The sequence below is a fragment of the Pannonibacter sp. CBAS1226 genome, assembly GCF_055685825.1.
Genome location: NZ_JBVOUO010000004.1, coordinates 379,741 through 394,071, shown reverse-complemented (window position 1 = coordinate 394,071; position 14,331 = coordinate 379,741). Strand labels below are relative to the sequence as shown.

Annotated in this window: 19 protein-coding genes; 4 read left to right on the top strand and 15 right to left on the bottom strand. The window is 63.4% G+C overall.

Translation table 11 applies throughout. From position 1 onward, the window contains the following. Nucleotides 1–3: 3 nt before the first annotated feature. From AC0CMF_RS14465 to flgB, 11 genes are all read right to left on the bottom strand, one after another. The gene (locus tag AC0CMF_RS14465; protein ID WP_050474392.1) at nt 4–924 is read right to left on the bottom strand and encodes a flagellin N-terminal helical domain-containing protein; all 921 of its coding nucleotides are present in this window, start codon (nt 922–924) and stop codon (nt 4–6) included. Between the two features lie 263 nt (nt 925–1,187). After that, nucleotides 1,188–1,937 carry a flagellar type III secretion system pore protein FliP gene (gene fliP, locus AC0CMF_RS14460; RefSeq protein WP_122519159.1) on the bottom strand — a complete coding sequence of 250 codons (750 nt, stop codon included), beginning with the start codon at nt 1,935–1,937 and terminating at the stop codon, nt 1,188–1,190. Continuing rightward, nucleotides 1,934–2,440, bottom strand: coding sequence for a flagellar basal body-associated FliL family protein (locus AC0CMF_RS14455; protein WP_050474390.1), 507 nt, complete (start codon nt 2,438–2,440; stop codon nt 1,934–1,936). The genes fliP and AC0CMF_RS14455 overlap by 4 nt, the downstream gene beginning before the upstream one ends. A 23-nt stretch (nt 2,441–2,463) precedes the next feature. Then, nucleotides 2,464–3,168 (bottom strand): flagellar basal body L-ring protein FlgH, encoded by a 705-nt coding sequence (gene flgH / locus AC0CMF_RS14450; protein WP_050474389.1) that lies wholly within the window; start codon nt 3,166–3,168, stop codon nt 2,464–2,466. Beyond that, on the bottom strand, nt 3,168–3,737 hold the full coding sequence (locus AC0CMF_RS14445) for a MotE family protein (protein WP_374629155.1): 570 nt from the start codon (nt 3,735–3,737) through the stop codon (nt 3,168–3,170). The genes flgH and AC0CMF_RS14445 overlap by 1 nt, the downstream gene beginning before the upstream one ends. A 275-nt stretch (nt 3,738–4,012) precedes the next feature. Then, on the bottom strand, nt 4,013–5,131 hold the full coding sequence (flgI, locus tag AC0CMF_RS14440; protein WP_058898124.1) for a flagellar basal body P-ring protein FlgI: 1,119 nt from the start codon (nt 5,129–5,131) through the stop codon (nt 4,013–4,015). A gap of 2 nt (nt 5,132–5,133) precedes the next feature. Next, nucleotides 5,134–5,598 carry a flagellar basal body P-ring formation chaperone FlgA gene (gene flgA / locus AC0CMF_RS14435; RefSeq protein WP_050474387.1) on the bottom strand — a complete coding sequence of 155 codons (465 nt, stop codon included), beginning with the start codon at nt 5,596–5,598 and terminating at the stop codon, nt 5,134–5,136. A 28-nt stretch (nt 5,599–5,626) separates the two neighbouring features. Beyond that, complete coding sequence (gene flgG / locus AC0CMF_RS14430) at nt 5,627–6,415, bottom strand: flagellar basal-body rod protein FlgG (protein WP_050474386.1); 789 nt, start codon at nt 6,413–6,415, stop codon at nt 5,627–5,629. Nucleotides 6,416–6,465: 50 nt separating this feature from the next. Then, a complete protein-coding gene (gene fliE / locus AC0CMF_RS14425; protein ID WP_334252828.1) occupies nt 6,466–6,807 on the bottom strand; it encodes a flagellar hook-basal body complex protein FliE in 342 nt (113 codons plus the stop codon). Nucleotides 6,808–6,809: 2 nt separating this feature from the next. After that, complete coding sequence (flgC, locus tag AC0CMF_RS14420) at nt 6,810–7,226, bottom strand: flagellar basal body rod protein FlgC (RefSeq protein ID WP_050474385.1); 417 nt, start codon at nt 7,224–7,226, stop codon at nt 6,810–6,812. Between the two features lie 3 nt (nt 7,227–7,229). After that, complete coding sequence (gene flgB / locus AC0CMF_RS14415) at nt 7,230–7,610, bottom strand: flagellar basal body rod protein FlgB (protein ID WP_050474384.1); 381 nt, start codon at nt 7,608–7,610, stop codon at nt 7,230–7,232. 232 nt (nt 7,611–7,842) lie between these two features. Between flgB and AC0CMF_RS14410 the strand changes: the two genes are divergently transcribed. After that, on the top strand, nt 7,843–9,141 hold the full coding sequence (locus AC0CMF_RS14410; protein ID WP_123193467.1) for an Hsp70 family protein: 1,299 nt from the start codon (nt 7,843–7,845) through the stop codon (nt 9,139–9,141). Between the two features lie 580 nt (nt 9,142–9,721). Here AC0CMF_RS14410 and AC0CMF_RS14405 read toward each other — a convergent pair. From AC0CMF_RS14405 to AC0CMF_RS14390, 4 genes are all read right to left on the bottom strand, one after another. Next, nucleotides 9,722–10,249 (bottom strand): glycine cleavage system transcriptional repressor, encoded by a 528-nt coding sequence (locus AC0CMF_RS14405; protein ID WP_374629156.1) that lies wholly within the window; start codon nt 10,247–10,249, stop codon nt 9,722–9,724. 102 nt (nt 10,250–10,351) lie between these two features. Further along, a complete protein-coding gene (locus AC0CMF_RS14400; RefSeq protein ID WP_374629157.1) occupies nt 10,352–10,756 on the bottom strand; it encodes a carboxymuconolactone decarboxylase family protein in 405 nt (134 codons plus the stop codon). A gap of 122 nt (nt 10,757–10,878) precedes the next feature. Then, nucleotides 10,879–12,309, bottom strand: coding sequence for a PepSY-associated TM helix domain-containing protein (locus AC0CMF_RS14395; protein WP_374629158.1), 1,431 nt, complete (start codon nt 12,307–12,309; stop codon nt 10,879–10,881). 84 nt (nt 12,310–12,393) lie between these two features. Continuing rightward, nucleotides 12,394–12,813: a DUF2946 family protein gene (locus AC0CMF_RS14390; RefSeq protein WP_374629159.1), complete on the bottom strand. Its 420-nt coding sequence runs from the start codon at nt 12,811–12,813 to the stop codon at nt 12,394–12,396. Between the two features lie 220 nt (nt 12,814–13,033). On the opposite strand from AC0CMF_RS14390, the gene AC0CMF_RS14385 reads away from it, so the two are divergent. The 3 genes from AC0CMF_RS14385 (at nt 13,034) to AC0CMF_RS14375 (ending at nt 14,327) form a co-directional block, all read left to right on the top strand. Then, a complete protein-coding gene (locus AC0CMF_RS14385) occupies nt 13,034–13,495 on the top strand; it encodes a hypothetical protein (RefSeq protein ID WP_374629160.1) in 462 nt (153 codons plus the stop codon). After that, nucleotides 13,492–13,929, top strand: a complete 438-nt coding sequence (locus AC0CMF_RS14380; RefSeq protein WP_374629161.1) for a cobalamin biosynthesis protein — start codon at nt 13,492–13,494, stop codon at nt 13,927–13,929. The genes AC0CMF_RS14385 and AC0CMF_RS14380 overlap by 4 nt, the downstream gene beginning before the upstream one ends. Before the next feature lie 68 nt (nt 13,930–13,997). After that, the gene (locus AC0CMF_RS14375; protein WP_157757089.1) at nt 13,998–14,327 is read left to right on the top strand and encodes a hypothetical protein; all 330 of its coding nucleotides are present in this window, start codon (nt 13,998–14,000) and stop codon (nt 14,325–14,327) included. Nucleotides 14,328–14,331 lie beyond the last annotated feature (4 nt).

Below are 14,331 nucleotides of genomic sequence, written 5' to 3'. Positions count from 1 at the left end.
AAATCAACGGAACAGCGAGAGGATGTTCTGGCTGCTGGAGTTGGCGATCGACAGAGCCTGGATACCGAGCTGCTGCTGGACCTGAAGGGCCTGCAGGCGGGTCGATTCAGCGTTCATGTCAGCATCAACCAGCTGGCCGACACCACGCTCGATGGCGTCGGTCAGGGCGGTCACGAAGCTCTTCTGGGTATCGACACGGGTCTTGACCGAGCCAAGCAGAGTAGCTGCATTGGTGATGTCCTTCAGGGCATCATCGACCGCACCAATGGTTTCTTCCAGAGTGGTGAGATCAGCTGCGGAGTCCGTCAGAGCCGAGATGTTGATGGTCGACACCTTGACGTCACCACCGCTGGCAAGAGTGCGATCCTTGTCCAGGATACCGATCTGGCCGTTGCTGTCATACAGCGTGGTCTGGGTGATATCGATGTCAATCGTATCGATCGAGATCGTACCGCCAGCACGCGTGAAGGAGCCGACAGTGGACTTGGTGGCGTTGTAGTCAGCTGCAGCGGAGTTCACCGACAGCCAGTTCTCACCGTTGAACACTGCAGAGTCTGCAATGGTCTTCAGCTGACCCTGCATTTCGGTGATGTCCGACTGGATCTTGTCACGGTCCACACCCGGCTGACGGGCAGCAACGAGCTTGGACTTGATGTCGTCGACCAGTTCCTTGGCCTTGTCCATGGCGGTGTACTGCACGTCGAGGGTAGCAGCGCCCAGACCCAGGGCATCCTTCACGGCCGAGAGAGCCATGTTGTCGGAACGCATCGTGGTGGCGATGGACCAGTAAGCGGCGTTGTCCTGAGCAGTCGAAACGCGCATGCCGGTGGAGATGCGGCTCTGCACCTGCGCCATGGAAGCGTTGGTCTTGTTCAGGGTCTGCAGCGCCGTCATGGCGGAGGCATTAGTCAGAAGGCTGGACATAGCAAGTCCCTTTCATATGGAAAGTTGAAGGGGACATACCGGGTTTTCACCGGTACAGCAGGGCGGCATCATGCCTTTGAGCCTCAAAGTGTGGGAAGGGCTCAACCTGTTGTGATACTCACGCTAGCGCTGCAGGCTTGCGTGAAGCTGACCAAAAGCTAGCATCACAAAAGTGCCGTTGCCAAGGGGCAAATGCACGCGCTTCGAAACAAAAAGGCACGGCGCGGGCGGCGCCATGCCTTGTAATACGTCAGGCGGTTTTCTCAAAAAAAGGACCGCACCAAACTGCCCACCAGCAGATTCCAGCCATCGATGAGCACGAAGAACAAGGCCTTGAACGGCAGGGCGATCACCGTGGGCGGCAGCATCATCATGCCCATGGACATGGTGATGGTGGCCACAATCATGTCGATCACAAGGAACGGCAGCACGATCAGAAAGCCGATCTCGAAGCCCCGGCGCAGTTCCGAAATCATGAAGGCCGGGATCAGGACCCGCAACTCGACCTTGTCCGGCGAGGCGGCGGTTTCATTGGTCACCCGGCCGGCTGCCAGATCATCGAACAGCACCAGATCAGCCTCGCGCACTTGCGACAGCATGAAGTCGCGGAACGGATCGGTGATCCGCTCATAGGCAACCTCTTCGGTGATCTCGTTGGCCAGAAGCGGCTTGACCCCCTCGTTCCACGCCCGGTCGAACGTGGGTGCCATGACATAGAAGGTCATGAACAGGGCAAGGGAAATCAGGATCAGGTTGCCCGGTGTCGTCTGCAGGCCGATGCCGGAGCGCAGAAACGACAGGGCGATGGCAAAGCGCGTGAAGCTCGTCACCATGATGAGAATGCCCGGGGCAACCGACAGCACAGTGAGGAGCGCAATCACCTGCACGATGCGGCCGCTGGCGCTGGCCTCACCCGCCGGCAGCAGCGAGGACAGATCTGGCAAGGCCTGCGCACTGGCGGCAACAGTGCCCGCAAGCAGCAGAAGAACGGCGGTCAGCAGCCTGCGTGTCATTGCACCACCAGGGATTCAAGGATCAGCTCACGAACCTTGCCGCCGGAGCGGGCCTTGGCGCGCTCATTGAGATCTTCGCGCAGGTGCTGAAGGCCGGCTGCTCCTTCGATCTGGGCCAGGGTGACGGTGCGCAGATAGGCCAGGACATCTTCTTCGATATAGCCAAGCAGGACGATGACATCATCGATGCCTTCCTGATCGATCACCACGGAGGCCTGCAGCCGCACCCAGGCCTCGCGCGGAGCCGCCAGATTGGTCACCAGCGGCTTGAGCGACCTGAGCCGCACGGGAGCGAGATAGATCTGTTCCACGTCAGGCTCTTTCGCAGCCGTTGCGGCCTGACCGGCGACAGCGTTGCGGACCGTTTCCGTGAAATGCAGACCAGCGACAGCACCGATCCCCCCGCCAAGCAGCGTCAGCAGAAACAGGATCAGGATGAAGCTGCCGATGGAGCCGCCGGACGAGCCATCCCGCCCATCAGGATCATTGGCAAGATCAGCCATGGAAACGCCTCCTCAACAGGCACTCAGAAGGGTGAGATCGTGTCGATGACCTGCTGGCCCCAGGCAGGCTGCTGGATCTCCGAGATGCGCCCGCGTCCGCCATAGGACACGCGCGCTTCTGCAATCTTGTTGTAATCGATGGTGTTGTTGCCGCCGATGTCACGCGGGCGGACGATGCCGGCCACGTTGAGAACGCGCATCTCGTAGTTCACCCGGACTTCCTGGGACCCGGAGATGACGAGGTTGCCATTCGGCAGACGGTCGGTGACGACCGCGGCAACCTGCAGCTTGATCTCCTCCTTGCGGTCGATGGTACCGCGCGAGTTGGAGGAGGAGCCGGATTTGGTGTCGAAGGAAAGATCTGCCGAGGTTCCCGAGCCGCCGGCACTGGCCGAGAAGCCGCCGCCGATCCCGAGCTTGCCGTCGCGCCCGCGCGCCGAATTGTTGTTCAGCGTTGCCTTGTCATTGATGGCAATCAGCACGGTGATGACATCGCCAACACGGCGGGCGCGGGGATCGGAGAAGAAATCATCGCGGCCTGAAACCCAGAGCGAATTGTAGTCCTTGCGGCCGCTCGGATTGAAGGTGTTGAGCGGATAGACCGCGGCGGGCTGGGACGCGAGGCCATAGCCCACGGGTGACATCGCCGGCTCACGGCCGATTTCATTCATCTGACCTGCGCAACCTGCTGACACAAGACAAAGGGCGAAAGGGATCAACAGGCGCATCAAAGGCTCCCCTGTGCTTCGGATTTGGAAAGTCCAGCCATGGAGTGGGTCAGCTGGGCCGCGCGGGCGGGATCCATTTCGTCCAGGATCTGGCTGGCTGCGCGGGCATTGAGCTTCACAAGCACGGCAACGGCCGTATCTTCGTCCAGCGTCGCCAGCTGGGCTGCAGCCGCCTCCGGCCGCATGCGCTGAAAGATCGACACAACATGCCCCTCGACTTCGCCGAGAACCTTCTCGCGCCGCTTGACCCATTCCTCGTATTCGGCGCGCTTCTGCTCCAGCTCGCGGATCCGGTTCTGAAGCCGCTCTTCCAGCGCAATGAGATTCCATGTCTGCCAGGCAAGACGGGCATCACTCGCCGCCCCGCCCATGTTCTGGCAGTAGAGCGCCGCATCGCTCGGCGCGCCCGCGTCTCCAGGCTCGGCCGGGGCGGGCACCGGAAGATCCGCAGCCGATGCATTGCGCAGGTTGGAGGCCGTCTGGGCGCCAGCCGGAGCTGCAAAACCCAGCGCTGCCAGAGACAGCAAGCAGGAGATAGTCAGGATGCGGCAGACAGAACGCCGGAACAAAGGGCGCAGGGCTCCAGCCGGGGTCATGCACGGGATCATGGGCAGGAAATCCTTCCAGTCGCTGTTGGCCCGACTATGGCGGCCGAGGCTTGTGCGGAGCTTGGCCGGATGCCGTGAAGGCAGCGCAGGCTTGCGGAAGAGACAGGCTGGCGGACGTAAGGGCAGGCTGAAATGCAGCACGGTCCACAGCCATCAGGCTGCGGACCGTGCCCTCCCCCGGAGCTGTGTGGGCAGGGGGCTGCCGGGAGAATTCGGGATTGCTGACCGTGCAAGGCTTACTGGATCACCAGTTCCGCCTGCAGGGCGCCTGCCGTCTTGATCGTCTGAAGGATGGCGATGATACCGGTCGGCTTGAGACCGATGCGGTTCAGACCGCGCACGAGCGTCTGCAGGTCGGTGCCGCCGATGATGGCGAGCTGCCCGCCATTTTCAGCCGCATCAATGAAGGTGCGGGGCGTCACCACCGTTTCACCATTGCCAAAGGGCTGCGGCTGGGACACCTCCGGCGCCTCGGTGATGCGGACCGTCAGATTGCCATGGGTGACGGCGACAGTTGAAATCTGCACATCGCGGCCGATCACCACCGTTCCCGTCCGCTCATCGATGACAACGCGCGCCGACTGATCCGGCTGCACCATCAACCCCTCGATTTCTGCCATGAAGCGGGTGAGGCTGACCTTGGCCGGCGGGGTCAGATCGATGGAGCGGTGATCTCTTTCACGGGCTGACGAAACGCCATAGGTGGTCTTGGTGTAGCGGTTGATGGCATCAGCCACCCGCACCGCAGTGCGGAAGTCCGGGTTGGACAGTTCCAGCACCAGCCCGGGAATATTGGCGAAACGGTCCGGCAGATTACGTTCGATCATGCCGCCATTGGGAATGCGCCCCACTGTCGGAATGCCCTGACGCAGGCTCTCGGCCTGCCCGGTTTCGGAAAACCCCGAAACCGCAACAGCACCCTGCGCCACCGCATAAACCGCCCCGTCCGCGCCAAGCAGCGGCGTGGCGACCAGCGTGCCGCCAGCCAGAGAGGATGCATCGCCGAGGGACGAGACATTGACGTCAATGCGCGAGCCCTGGCCAATGAAAGGCGGAAGGTTTGCCGTCACCACCACAGCCGCGACATTGCGGGTGCGCAGGCGCGCGTCACGCACGTTGATGCCCATGCTGTCGAGCATGGACTGAAGGGATTGTTCGGTGAAAGGCGCATTGCGCAGCGTGTCGCCGGACCCTTGCAGGCCGATGACAAGGCCGTAACCGACCAGCTGGTTGTCACGCACGCCCTGAAGCGAGGCAATGTCCTTGATGCGCACCATGGCACTGGCAGGCGCCGCAAGGCTGGCGGCGCCCATGGCAAGGGCCAGGGCCAGAACTGCAAGGAAAATCCGCCGCATGGTCAATCACCTACCAGAATGGAGCCGTCCGGCTGAACCCGGCCGGTGATGATGAGGCCGCTGTCGATGTTTCTGGCGCGAATGAAGGATCCGACGGACCCATTCTGCAGCGCCTCGACCTGAGCAATGATCTGCAAGCCGCCTTCGCGGAAGATCAGGCGGGCAGGTTCGCCGCGCTTGATCACCGTTTCCACCGCAACGGCGGTTGCGGGCACAGGCACACCCGGCTGCAGCGAGCGGCGGGCGACACGCCCCACCAGCTCTTCCCTTGTTGCAACCACGGAGAACTGCTGAACCGTCCTCAAGGGGAAGCGGCGGATGATCACCTGATCGGCACTGATCACCTCGCCCTGCCGGACGCCGGACCGCAGCACCGGCAGATCCAGAGAAGAGGCGCGCGCACCGGTCATGGCGGCCGTGAGGGCAAGGCCTGCCAGCATCATGCAGATGAAAAGCCGTGTCAGCATCGCTGCTCTCCTCGCCCGCTCCTAAGGATCAGCGGATCCCTTGCGTCACCACGCCAAACATGTCGTCCGCGGCCTTGATGACCTTGGAGTTCATTTCGTAGCCGCGCTGCGCCGAGATCAGCTCGGTGATTTCCTTCACCGGATCGACGTTGGAGGCCTCCGTGTAGCCCTGGCGGATGATGCCGAAACCCGGATCACCGGCGACACCGGCAATGCCCGGGCCGGAGGCCGGGGTTTCACGGAACAGGTTGCCGCCGATGGGCTCAAGCCCGACGTCATTGGCAAAGTTGGTCATGGCCAGCTGCCCCAGTTCCTGCGGGTTCACTTCACCTGCCACCTTGGCAAAGACCGTGCCGGACTCATTGATGGTGACTTCAATGGTCTCCGGCGGAATGATGATCGCCGGTTCAATGGCATAGCCATCGAGCGTCACAATGCGACCCTCGGCATTCTTGTTGAAGGCGCCGGCGCGGGTGTAGAGTTGCTCGCCTTCCGGCCCGGTTACCTGGAACCAGCCGCGCCCGTCGATGGCCATGTCCAGCTCGTTGCCGGTCTGGTTCATGGTGCCCTGGATGTGCAGCTTGCGGATGGCGGCGGAACGCACGCCAAGACCCAGCTGCGCGCCTTCCGGCACCGGATCCTCACCGCCCCGGTTCGGCACCCCCTGCAGGCGCTCGGCCTGATAGAGCAGGTCGGTGAATTCGGCCCGCGCCCGCTTGAAGGAGGTGGTGTTGATGTTGGCGATGTTGTTGGCGATGACTTCGACATTGAGCTGCTGGGCGCTCATGCCGGTCGCTGCGATTGCCAGAGCTTTCATGTCAAACTCCCTCGATGCGGGCTGAATTCAAGATCATCCGGGCAGGAGCCTCAGATGGCCATGCGGCTGACTTCCTGATAGGCGGAAACGACCTTGTCGCGGATGGCGATGGCGGTTTGCAGAGAGGCCTCGGCGGCCATCACGGCTTCCACCACCTGCTGGGCTGAAGCCTTGCCGCTGATGCCGGCGATCGAAACGGCTTCACCTTCCTTCACGCGCTCGATGGCTTCCTGCGTCACGGAGGCCATGGTGTCCGTGAAGCTGACCTCGGGCACCGCATTGGCGGGCGCTGCGCCGCCCAGCGGCACGCCGCCTGCGACATAGCGGGTCTGGGAGACCTGCGACGTGATACCGTCACCGGCGGATTTGATGGCGGAAATCTGGTCGATCATCTTCAATCCCTCAGAAGGTCGATGGTGCGCATGATCATGCTGCGGGCCTGCGTCATCATCTTCAGGTTGGCTTCGTAGGAGCGGTTCGTCTCGCGCATGTCGGCCATTTCGACCAGCATGTTGATATTCGGCATCTTCACGTAGCCATTTTCGTCGGCAGCCGGATGGCCCGGATCGTACTCAACGTTGAAAGGCGCCTTGTCGGACCCGATGCCCTTGACCTTCACCAGATCAGCGGACAATGCCCGGTCAACCTCGCTTTCGAAGGTGATGGTCTTGCGCTTGTAAGGATCCGAGCCCGGCGTCTTGCCAGTCGATTGCGCATTGGCCAGATTTTCCGACACGATGCGAAGACGGTCGGACTGGGCGCGCAGGCCGGAAGCGGAGATCTTGAGAGTTGCGGCCAGCGGGTCGATCATCACTTATCCCTTCAGGCTTGCCAGATACATGCGGTGAAAGGACTTGATGATGCTGGTGTTGAGCGCATGGTCGCGCGAAACTTCACCCGCCTTCATCAGTTCCTGCTCCAGATTGACGCTGTTGCCGGAGTGGGAAACATCCCAGCTTTCCGCCTTGCCAACCTTGGACGCTTCGGGCGCATCCCCGAGGCTGCCCATGTGGCGGCCGTGGGTTGCGGTCATCACCAGGCTGGTTTCATCCAGAAGCGTGGTGAAAGCCTCGATGTCGCGGGCGGCATAGCCGGGCGTGTTGGCATTGGCGATGTTCTGCGCCACCGTTGCCTGGCGCACCGACAGCCAGTCGGCCTGACGGGATGCAAGACTGTTCAGATAGACAGGTTCCAACGTCGCTCTCCGAAGCCTGTTGTGGCGTTCGGTAACAGAACTAGGGCGTCAACCTTGTCCGAGGCTTTCGACCCCGGCCCTGCCGGTACGGCTGGCGCAGGCGGGAAGGCACCGGCCGGACAGGCAGAAAACCGGCCCCTGCCCTTGCGCAAGGCGGCGGGATCGGCTAATGCGCACGTCCCTTGCGCGCCTGCACGGCGTCCCACTCCAGCGACATTTCAGGGAGCCCGCCATGCGTCCGGCCATCGGTCTTGATTTCGGCACGTCCAACACGGTGCTGACCGCCTGCACCGCGGCAGGCAATGCCAGCAGTATCACCTTCGGTCATGCTCCGGATCAGGTGGACAGCCTGCCTTCCGTGCTGTCCTTCCTGGAGCCGCCGCGCGGCGTCCATCCGGACGAGCGCGCCGACGTCGGCCAGTGGGCCATCCGCCAGTTCATGGACCACACGGGCGAGTGCCGTTTCCTGCAATCGCTCAAGACCTTTGTTGCCAGCAAGCTGTTCAAGGGCACCGGCGTATTCGGCACCCATTATGAGTTCGAGGACCTGCTGGAGACCTTCCTGCGCCGCGCCGGAGCACACCGCGACGAGGCGCTGGATACGGGCGGTGGCCGGCTGGTCATCGGCCGCCCGGTGACCTTTGCGGGCGGCGCACCGGATGATGCGCTGGCGATGCAGCGCTACCGCTCGGCCCTCTCCCGCTTCGGTTTTGAGGAAGTGCTGTTCGTCTATGAGCCCGTGGCAGCGGCTTTTGCCTATGCGCAGCGGCTTGAGGGCGAGGCCACCGTTCTCGTCGCCGACTTCGGCGGCGGCACCACCGACTTTTCGCTGATGCGCTTTGCCCGCAATGCCGGCGGCCTCACGGCCGAGCCGCTGGGCCATGGCGGCCTCGGCATTGCCGGCAACACGCTGGATTACCGCATCGTCGACAAGGTGATTCTGCCGGAACTGGGCAAGGGCAGCCAGTACCGCAGCATGGGCAAGGTGCTGGAAGTGCCGCCGAATCTTTTCTCCAACTTCGCCCATTGGCACATGTTGTCGGTCTTCAAGGCTTCCGCCGATTACCGCGAGCTGAAGAAGATGCTGAGTTCCTGTCTCGATCAGGACAAGATCGAACTGTTCATCGAGCTGGTCGATACCGATCAGGGCTATCCGCTCTACAAGGCCGTTTCGGATGCCAAGGCGCGGCTGTCCTTCGATGAGGAAACGGAACTGCGCTTTGCCCCCATCGGCAAGGACTTCGCCGCCACCGTGCGCCGGGCGGACTTCGAGGAGTGGATCGCCCACGACCTCACCCGCATCAGCGACGCGCTGACGGCAACGCTCGCCAGCGCCAACCTGGATGCAAAGGACGTGGACAAGGTGTTCCTGACCGGCGGCACCTCCTTCGTGCCCGCGATCCGCAAGCTCTTCGCAGACCGCTTCGGAGCGGAGCGCCTGTCAGGCGGGGAGGAAATGTCCTCTGTCGCCAAGGGCCTCTCCCTCATCGGCGCCCGCGAAGACGCCGCCGCCTGGGCCGTGGCTGCCTAAGGCGGGAGATGGGGAGCGCTTGATCTCACCGGCACAGCCTTTCAGCCCCCTGCCCCTGTTGGGGAGTGTCTACAACGGACTTGCAGTCAGGCACCAGTTCCTCTCCCCCCTTGCTACTGCATGCACACATCATGCCCGAAGCTGAATACAAATCAGGGAAAGCCTGAAGTTTGATCACTCTGGCACGGCGTTTCAGCCCCCCTCCCCCTCGTGGGGAGGGGGGAGGGGTGGGGGGGACGGCCTCTCCGTCTGACAGAGTGTCCATTGATTATGGGCGGTTTCGCTTCCTGATGAATCATCAGAAAAAGATCTATTTTTCAAAATGTTGCAGGCTCAGAACCCCCCACCCCTTACCCCTCCCCACCAGGGGGAGGGGGGCGGACAGGCCCTACCTCAGAAAAGATGCATCACTGCGGGTGGTGTCTGAGCCTGATGTGTGAATCCGGTAGCCCCCCTCAAGGGGGGAGAGGGGCGCTGCGGTCAAACGAGGGCCCGATTTTCTTCTGTGCGTCCAACGTAAATACTGCCCCACCAGAGAGCGTGAGCTGGAAGGCCGTACCCAAGAAGATAGACCTCTCCCTCAGTCCTCCGTGTCCTCGCTCATCTCGATATCGGCCATGATGTCGGCGGCAATCGCCTGGATGGCGGCTTCGAGGCTGGCGACGCTGGTGCTGTCCGGCAGGATCAGGTCGGCACTGGCACGGAAGAGCAATTCGCCCGACATGGAGCCTGGGGAGACGATGGTTTCCAGCGTCTCGATGCTTGCCCCTTGAGCGGCAATCACCTGCGTGACCGCACGCAGGATGCCCGGCTGGTCCTGACAGACCAGATCCAGCCGCAGACGGCGGCCTTCAGCACCATTGCCACCGCCGCCGCGTACCACACTGACGGAAATGCCTTGTTCCGAAAGCGCAGCCAGCGCTGCTTCCAGCTCGGATGCCCGGTCTTCCGGCACATCGACGCTGACAATGCCCGCAAATTCGCCGCCGAGGCGCGCCATGGAGCTTTCCAGCCAGTTGCCGCCTGCTGCGGCGATGACACCGGCCAGCGCATCCACAAGGCCCGGCCGGTCTTTGGCAATGGCAGTCAGAACGATATGGCGGCCCATGGCTTTTCTTCCTCTCGATGTGTCCGGCAGGCCGTCATACGGCCTGCCCCTTCTGCTCGCACCTTAGGCATGCTCCGGGCTGGAGGCAAAGCCTATCGGGCGTCAGGTGCTCATATCAAACTGCGGATCAACGGTAACCTGCAGCGCCGTCACCAGATGGTTGGTCTTGGCGGCAAGGCCGATGACGGACAGAAGCTCGCCATATTGCGCCTCGCTCATGCCCTTGGCGCGGGCAGCAGCCGTATGGGAGTGAACGCAATAGGAGCAGCCGTTGGCCACCGACACGGCGATGTAGATCATCTCGCGGGTGAGCGGATCAAGGCTGCCTGGCGCAGCCATGACCGTCTTCACCTCGGCCCAGGTGCGCTCCAGTGCGGCCGGGTCAGCCGCCAGTGCGCGCCAGAAATTGTTGATGAAATCGGTGCCGCGCGTCTTGCGGATATCGGCAAAGACGGCTGCCACCTGCGGCCCGGCCTCTGCATCGGAAATCAGTCTGACTGTCGCCATGTCGGTCCTCCCTTGGGAGTGCCAGACTAGACCGCTTTATGGCGGCAGGGAAACACCTGCTGACAAAGACAAAAGGGCGCGGCAGTCCCCTGCCGCGCCTTTTGATCATCATGCGGTCAGGCTCAGCGCAGGGCGCGGGCCAGCGGCGAAATGCGGGAGATGACCAGAATGTCCAGCGCCAGCACCGCGATCAGCGTCAGGCCGACCAGCGGGAAGAACAGGGACACGGCCAGCATCACCAGCATGGCGCTGCGCCAGTGCGGCAGATTGGACGGCACCTGCGGCGCGAACAGACGGGCACCGCCGCGCGCCGGGCGGCGCTTCCACCACAGAACCACGGAGCTGAGGGACAGGAAGATCACCGACAGGCAGATCACCGTGTTCAGCATCAGGTTCCACAGGCCCGTGAGCCCCATGTGCAGCGGAACACCGACGGCCATCACCTTGCCAGCAACCGAGTAGTCCTCGAAGCCGACGCTGGCGAGAATGCGGCCCGTGTAACGGTCCACATGCACGGTGCGGTCGGAGAAGGGATCAGCCGCGTCCGAGCTCATGGTGTCCTGGTTGATGGTCCAGACGCCGGTTTCGCCCTTCGGATAGGAGATGCGATAGCGGGCGTTGAAGCCCACGGCCCTGGCGAGCGAGGCAAGGCTGTCGATATCGACGGCAACGCCCGGCGCCACACCGATCACGCCGCCGGTGGAACCGGAGGCAGGCATCATCGTCTGTTCCAGAGCCCAGGGCACATTGGCAACGCCATCATGGTTCAGGGCTTCGGCATGGGTCACGTCAGACAGGGGCACGTTGTCCCACTTTTCTGCCGGGAAGGTGCTCCAGGCCTGTGTCAGCTTCGAGCCCCAGACGCCCGTCCAGGACATGCCGGAGAGAAGGAACAGCAGCAGGAAGGCGGAGAGATAGAAGCCCACGGTGCCATGCAGCGTCTTCCAGAAGGCACGGCCCTTCTGATTGAAGCGCGGCAGCAGAACGGCACCGAGCCCGCCCTCGCGCGGCCACCACATGTAAAGGCCGGTGATGATCAGAATGATGCCGAAACCGGCGGCGATCTCCAGCATCCGGTCGCCGGGCGTGCCCAGCAGGAGGTCGCTGTGAATGTCGTCGGCCAAGTCATACCAGCCGGCGCGGCGGCCCCAGGTCTCCACCACATCGCCCGTGTAGGGGTTGATGGCCACCATCTCCTGCCCTGCATCCGTGCGGATGCGGAAGACGCCGACCCGGTCTTCGGCACGGGGGCTGAGCCATTCCACCATTGTGCCGCCGCCAAGCGCGGCAACGGCCTTGTCCGCCTGTTCGGAGACAGCCAGCGCCACCGCACCCTGCGGCACGGTCACGCGGATGTTCTCGCCATCCCGGCCATCAAAGTAGCCGATGTACATCATCATCATGCCGGTGACGGCAAGGATGCAGAAGAAGGGCACGACAAACAGGCCCGCATAGAAATGCCAGCGCCAGGCGGCACGGTAGAAAGCTGCGAGCAGAGAAGCGTCGGCGGCGCGGTCCGCGTCCTGCGCGGTGCCGGAAACAACGTCGGTCATGGTCTGATCCTCATGGCCGGAGACGCGCGCTTCAAGGCACGCAGCATCAACCGGCAGGGTGTTCTGGAATGAAAGGTGAGGGGATCAGATCAGAACGGGCGGCGCGCGCGCCCCGGCACCGGCATAAATGCCCGCCGTATGGCCTGCATTGTCGAAAACGGAGAGAAGACGGCCGCCGGAGAGAACCGGCAGAGGCAGGGCGGGAGAGGCTTCAGGAGTGGCCAGTGCCAGAACGGCAGAGAAGGAACAGGGCGCAGCCTGCCCCTTGCCCTTGCGCTGGTCTTCAGGATTGGACGGCTGCTCATGCCCGGAAGCATCCAGCGTCACGGTCTGGAAGCCCTCAGCCGTGGAAGGCGCGCAGATGACGATAGTCAGATCACCGCTACTGGAACGGCCCGGCATGAAACCGGCTGGAATGAGGGCATGAAACAGCACGGCGAGCAGTGCAATCCACACCGCCAGCACGCGCGCATCATGGCGCAGATCTGTCCATAGGGAAGACAAACGCGTAAGCCCCCAGCCTGCCCGGTGCAAGCTTTCCTCTCTTGCTGTCTAGCCGATCACCTTCTTTGGAACAATAGGGGAAACCCGGACCTTGCGAGGGCAGGATGGCTCAACTAGGGTCGGGCCTGACGGCGCGCGGCGGCTCATGCGCGCTCTTTTTCCGGTGTGTGACCTATCCGGCGCGGCTTCTGGCAGCGCCCCGCCAGCAGGAGAGACTGACGTGAAGGGAGTGGGCAGCGGACTGGGCAGCGGGCAGGGCAATGGCCCTGATGGCTCCGGTCTGCCAGAGGGCGAAACAGGCACCCAGCCATCCAGACGGCACGCGGGCGTGTCTGCGCTTGCCAATCAGGCAGGGCCACTGCCCCGGCAGGCTGCGCCCTCCCCCGCACCTGAGGCTCCGGCTCCCATGCGGTCCACCCGTAGCGCAGCAGCGGCGCCTCAAGGCGTGCCGGCAAGCAAGTCTGGCAACCCGAAGGGGCTGAGGTCCCTCGGTTTCCTGTCTCACGGCGGTTCGGCCTCCGGTGAGCCCCCCCGCAAGGCACGGGGGCGCAAGATGCATACGCAGGTGGTCACGGCACCGCCCGCCCCTGACGCAGCCGCCAAGCCCGGCGATCTTTCCATAAGGCACAAGCGCCTGCCTTCCCTGCGCGAGGAAAAGGCGCAGGACAAGCAGGACCCATGACCGCCGCTGCCGCATCCGGGCACCAGCCACACGGCGCCGGGCTGGTGATTGTTGGAGCAGGCTGCAGCCAGGGCTGCGCTTCTGCGGAGCTGATCAGTCTGGCGGGCGCCGCATTGGAGGAGGCAGGCCTTCCGGCGGAAGCTGTTGCCGCCATCGCCACGCTGGATCTCAAGGCCGGGGAGGCGGCCATCGGCGCGCTCGCGGCGCATTTCGGCGTGCCGCTGCTTGCTTTCGGCGCAACGCGGCTGGAGCAGGAAACGCCGCGTCTGGCCACCCCTTCGGCGCGTGTTTTTGCGGCTGTCGGCTGCCACAGCGTCTGCGAGGGCGCGGCGCTGGCCGCCGCAGGACCGGGCGGGCATCTGGTGCTTGCCAGACGCAAGTCAGCACGGGCGGCCATCGCTCTGGCTGCGGCCATGGCATTGCCACAAGAATAGGCAAGAGACGGACTACAAGTCCCTGTCCAGAAGGACGGGACGCCTTGCGAATGATGGGAACCTCAGACATGTCTGCGACAAAATACGCCCTGATCGCCCTCACCCTCGCCTCTGGCGGCTGCGCCGCAACGACAGGCGAGAAGCGGGCGGAAGGCTCGGACCAGCCGGTTGCGATCACCAGCACCGCCTTCGACCGCCAGTGCCCTGCCAATGCCGGCGGCATCGTGATCCGCAACAACACGGCGCAGAAGCAGAGGGTGACCTACGAGCGCTCGGGCAACCGCAAGAAGCCGCTGCGGGTCGCCGTCAACATCGCGCCGGAGCCGGGCAGCAAGTGGATCGGCTGCGAGGGCGACGGCTACAGCTACCGCGTTCTGCGCCACGCACCGCGCAAGTGAGCGG

Bases quoted from the DNA above. Each gene is read 5' to 3' on its own strand.
- AC0CMF_RS14465 (WP_050474392.1), bottom strand. From the start codon at position 924: ATGTCCAGCCTTCTGACTAATGCCTCCGCCATGACGGCGCTGCAGACC.
- fliP (WP_122519159.1), bottom strand. From the start codon at position 1,937: ATGACACGCAGGCTGCTGACCGCCGTTCTTCTGCTGCTTGCGGGCACT.
- AC0CMF_RS14455 (WP_050474390.1), bottom strand. From the start codon at position 2,440: ATGGCTGATCTTGCCAATGATCCTGATGGGCGGGATGGCTCGTCCGGC.
- flgH (WP_050474389.1), bottom strand. From the start codon at position 3,168: ATGCGCCTGTTGATCCCTTTCGCCCTTTGTCTTGTGTCAGCAGGTTGC.
- flgI (WP_058898124.1), bottom strand. From the start codon at position 5,131: ATGCGGCGGATTTTCCTTGCAGTTCTGGCCCTGGCCCTTGCCATGGGC.
- flgA (WP_050474387.1), bottom strand. From the start codon at position 5,598: ATGCTGACACGGCTTTTCATCTGCATGATGCTGGCAGGCCTTGCCCTC.
- flgG (WP_050474386.1), bottom strand. From the start codon at position 6,415: ATGAAAGCTCTGGCAATCGCAGCGACCGGCATGAGCGCCCAGCAGCTC.
- fliE (WP_334252828.1), bottom strand. From the start codon at position 6,807: ATGATCGACCAGATTTCCGCCATCAAATCCGCCGGTGACGGTATCACG.
- flgC (WP_050474385.1), bottom strand. From the start codon at position 7,226: ATGATCGACCCGCTGGCCGCAACTCTCAAGATCTCCGCTTCCGGCCTG.
- AC0CMF_RS14410 (WP_123193467.1), top strand. From the start codon at position 7,843: ATGCGTCCGGCCATCGGTCTTGATTTCGGCACGTCCAACACGGTGCTG.
- AC0CMF_RS14405 (WP_374629156.1), bottom strand. From the start codon at position 10,249: ATGGGCCGCCATATCGTTCTGACTGCCATTGCCAAAGACCGGCCGGGC.
- AC0CMF_RS14400 (WP_374629157.1), bottom strand. From the start codon at position 10,756: ATGGCGACAGTCAGACTGATTTCCGATGCAGAGGCCGGGCCGCAGGTG.
- AC0CMF_RS14395 (WP_374629158.1), bottom strand. From the start codon at position 12,309: ATGACCGACGTTGTTTCCGGCACCGCGCAGGACGCGGACCGCGCCGCC.
- AC0CMF_RS14380 (WP_374629161.1), top strand. From the start codon at position 13,492: ATGACCGCCGCTGCCGCATCCGGGCACCAGCCACACGGCGCCGGGCTG.
- AC0CMF_RS14375 (WP_157757089.1), top strand. From the start codon at position 13,998: ATGTCTGCGACAAAATACGCCCTGATCGCCCTCACCCTCGCCTCTGGC.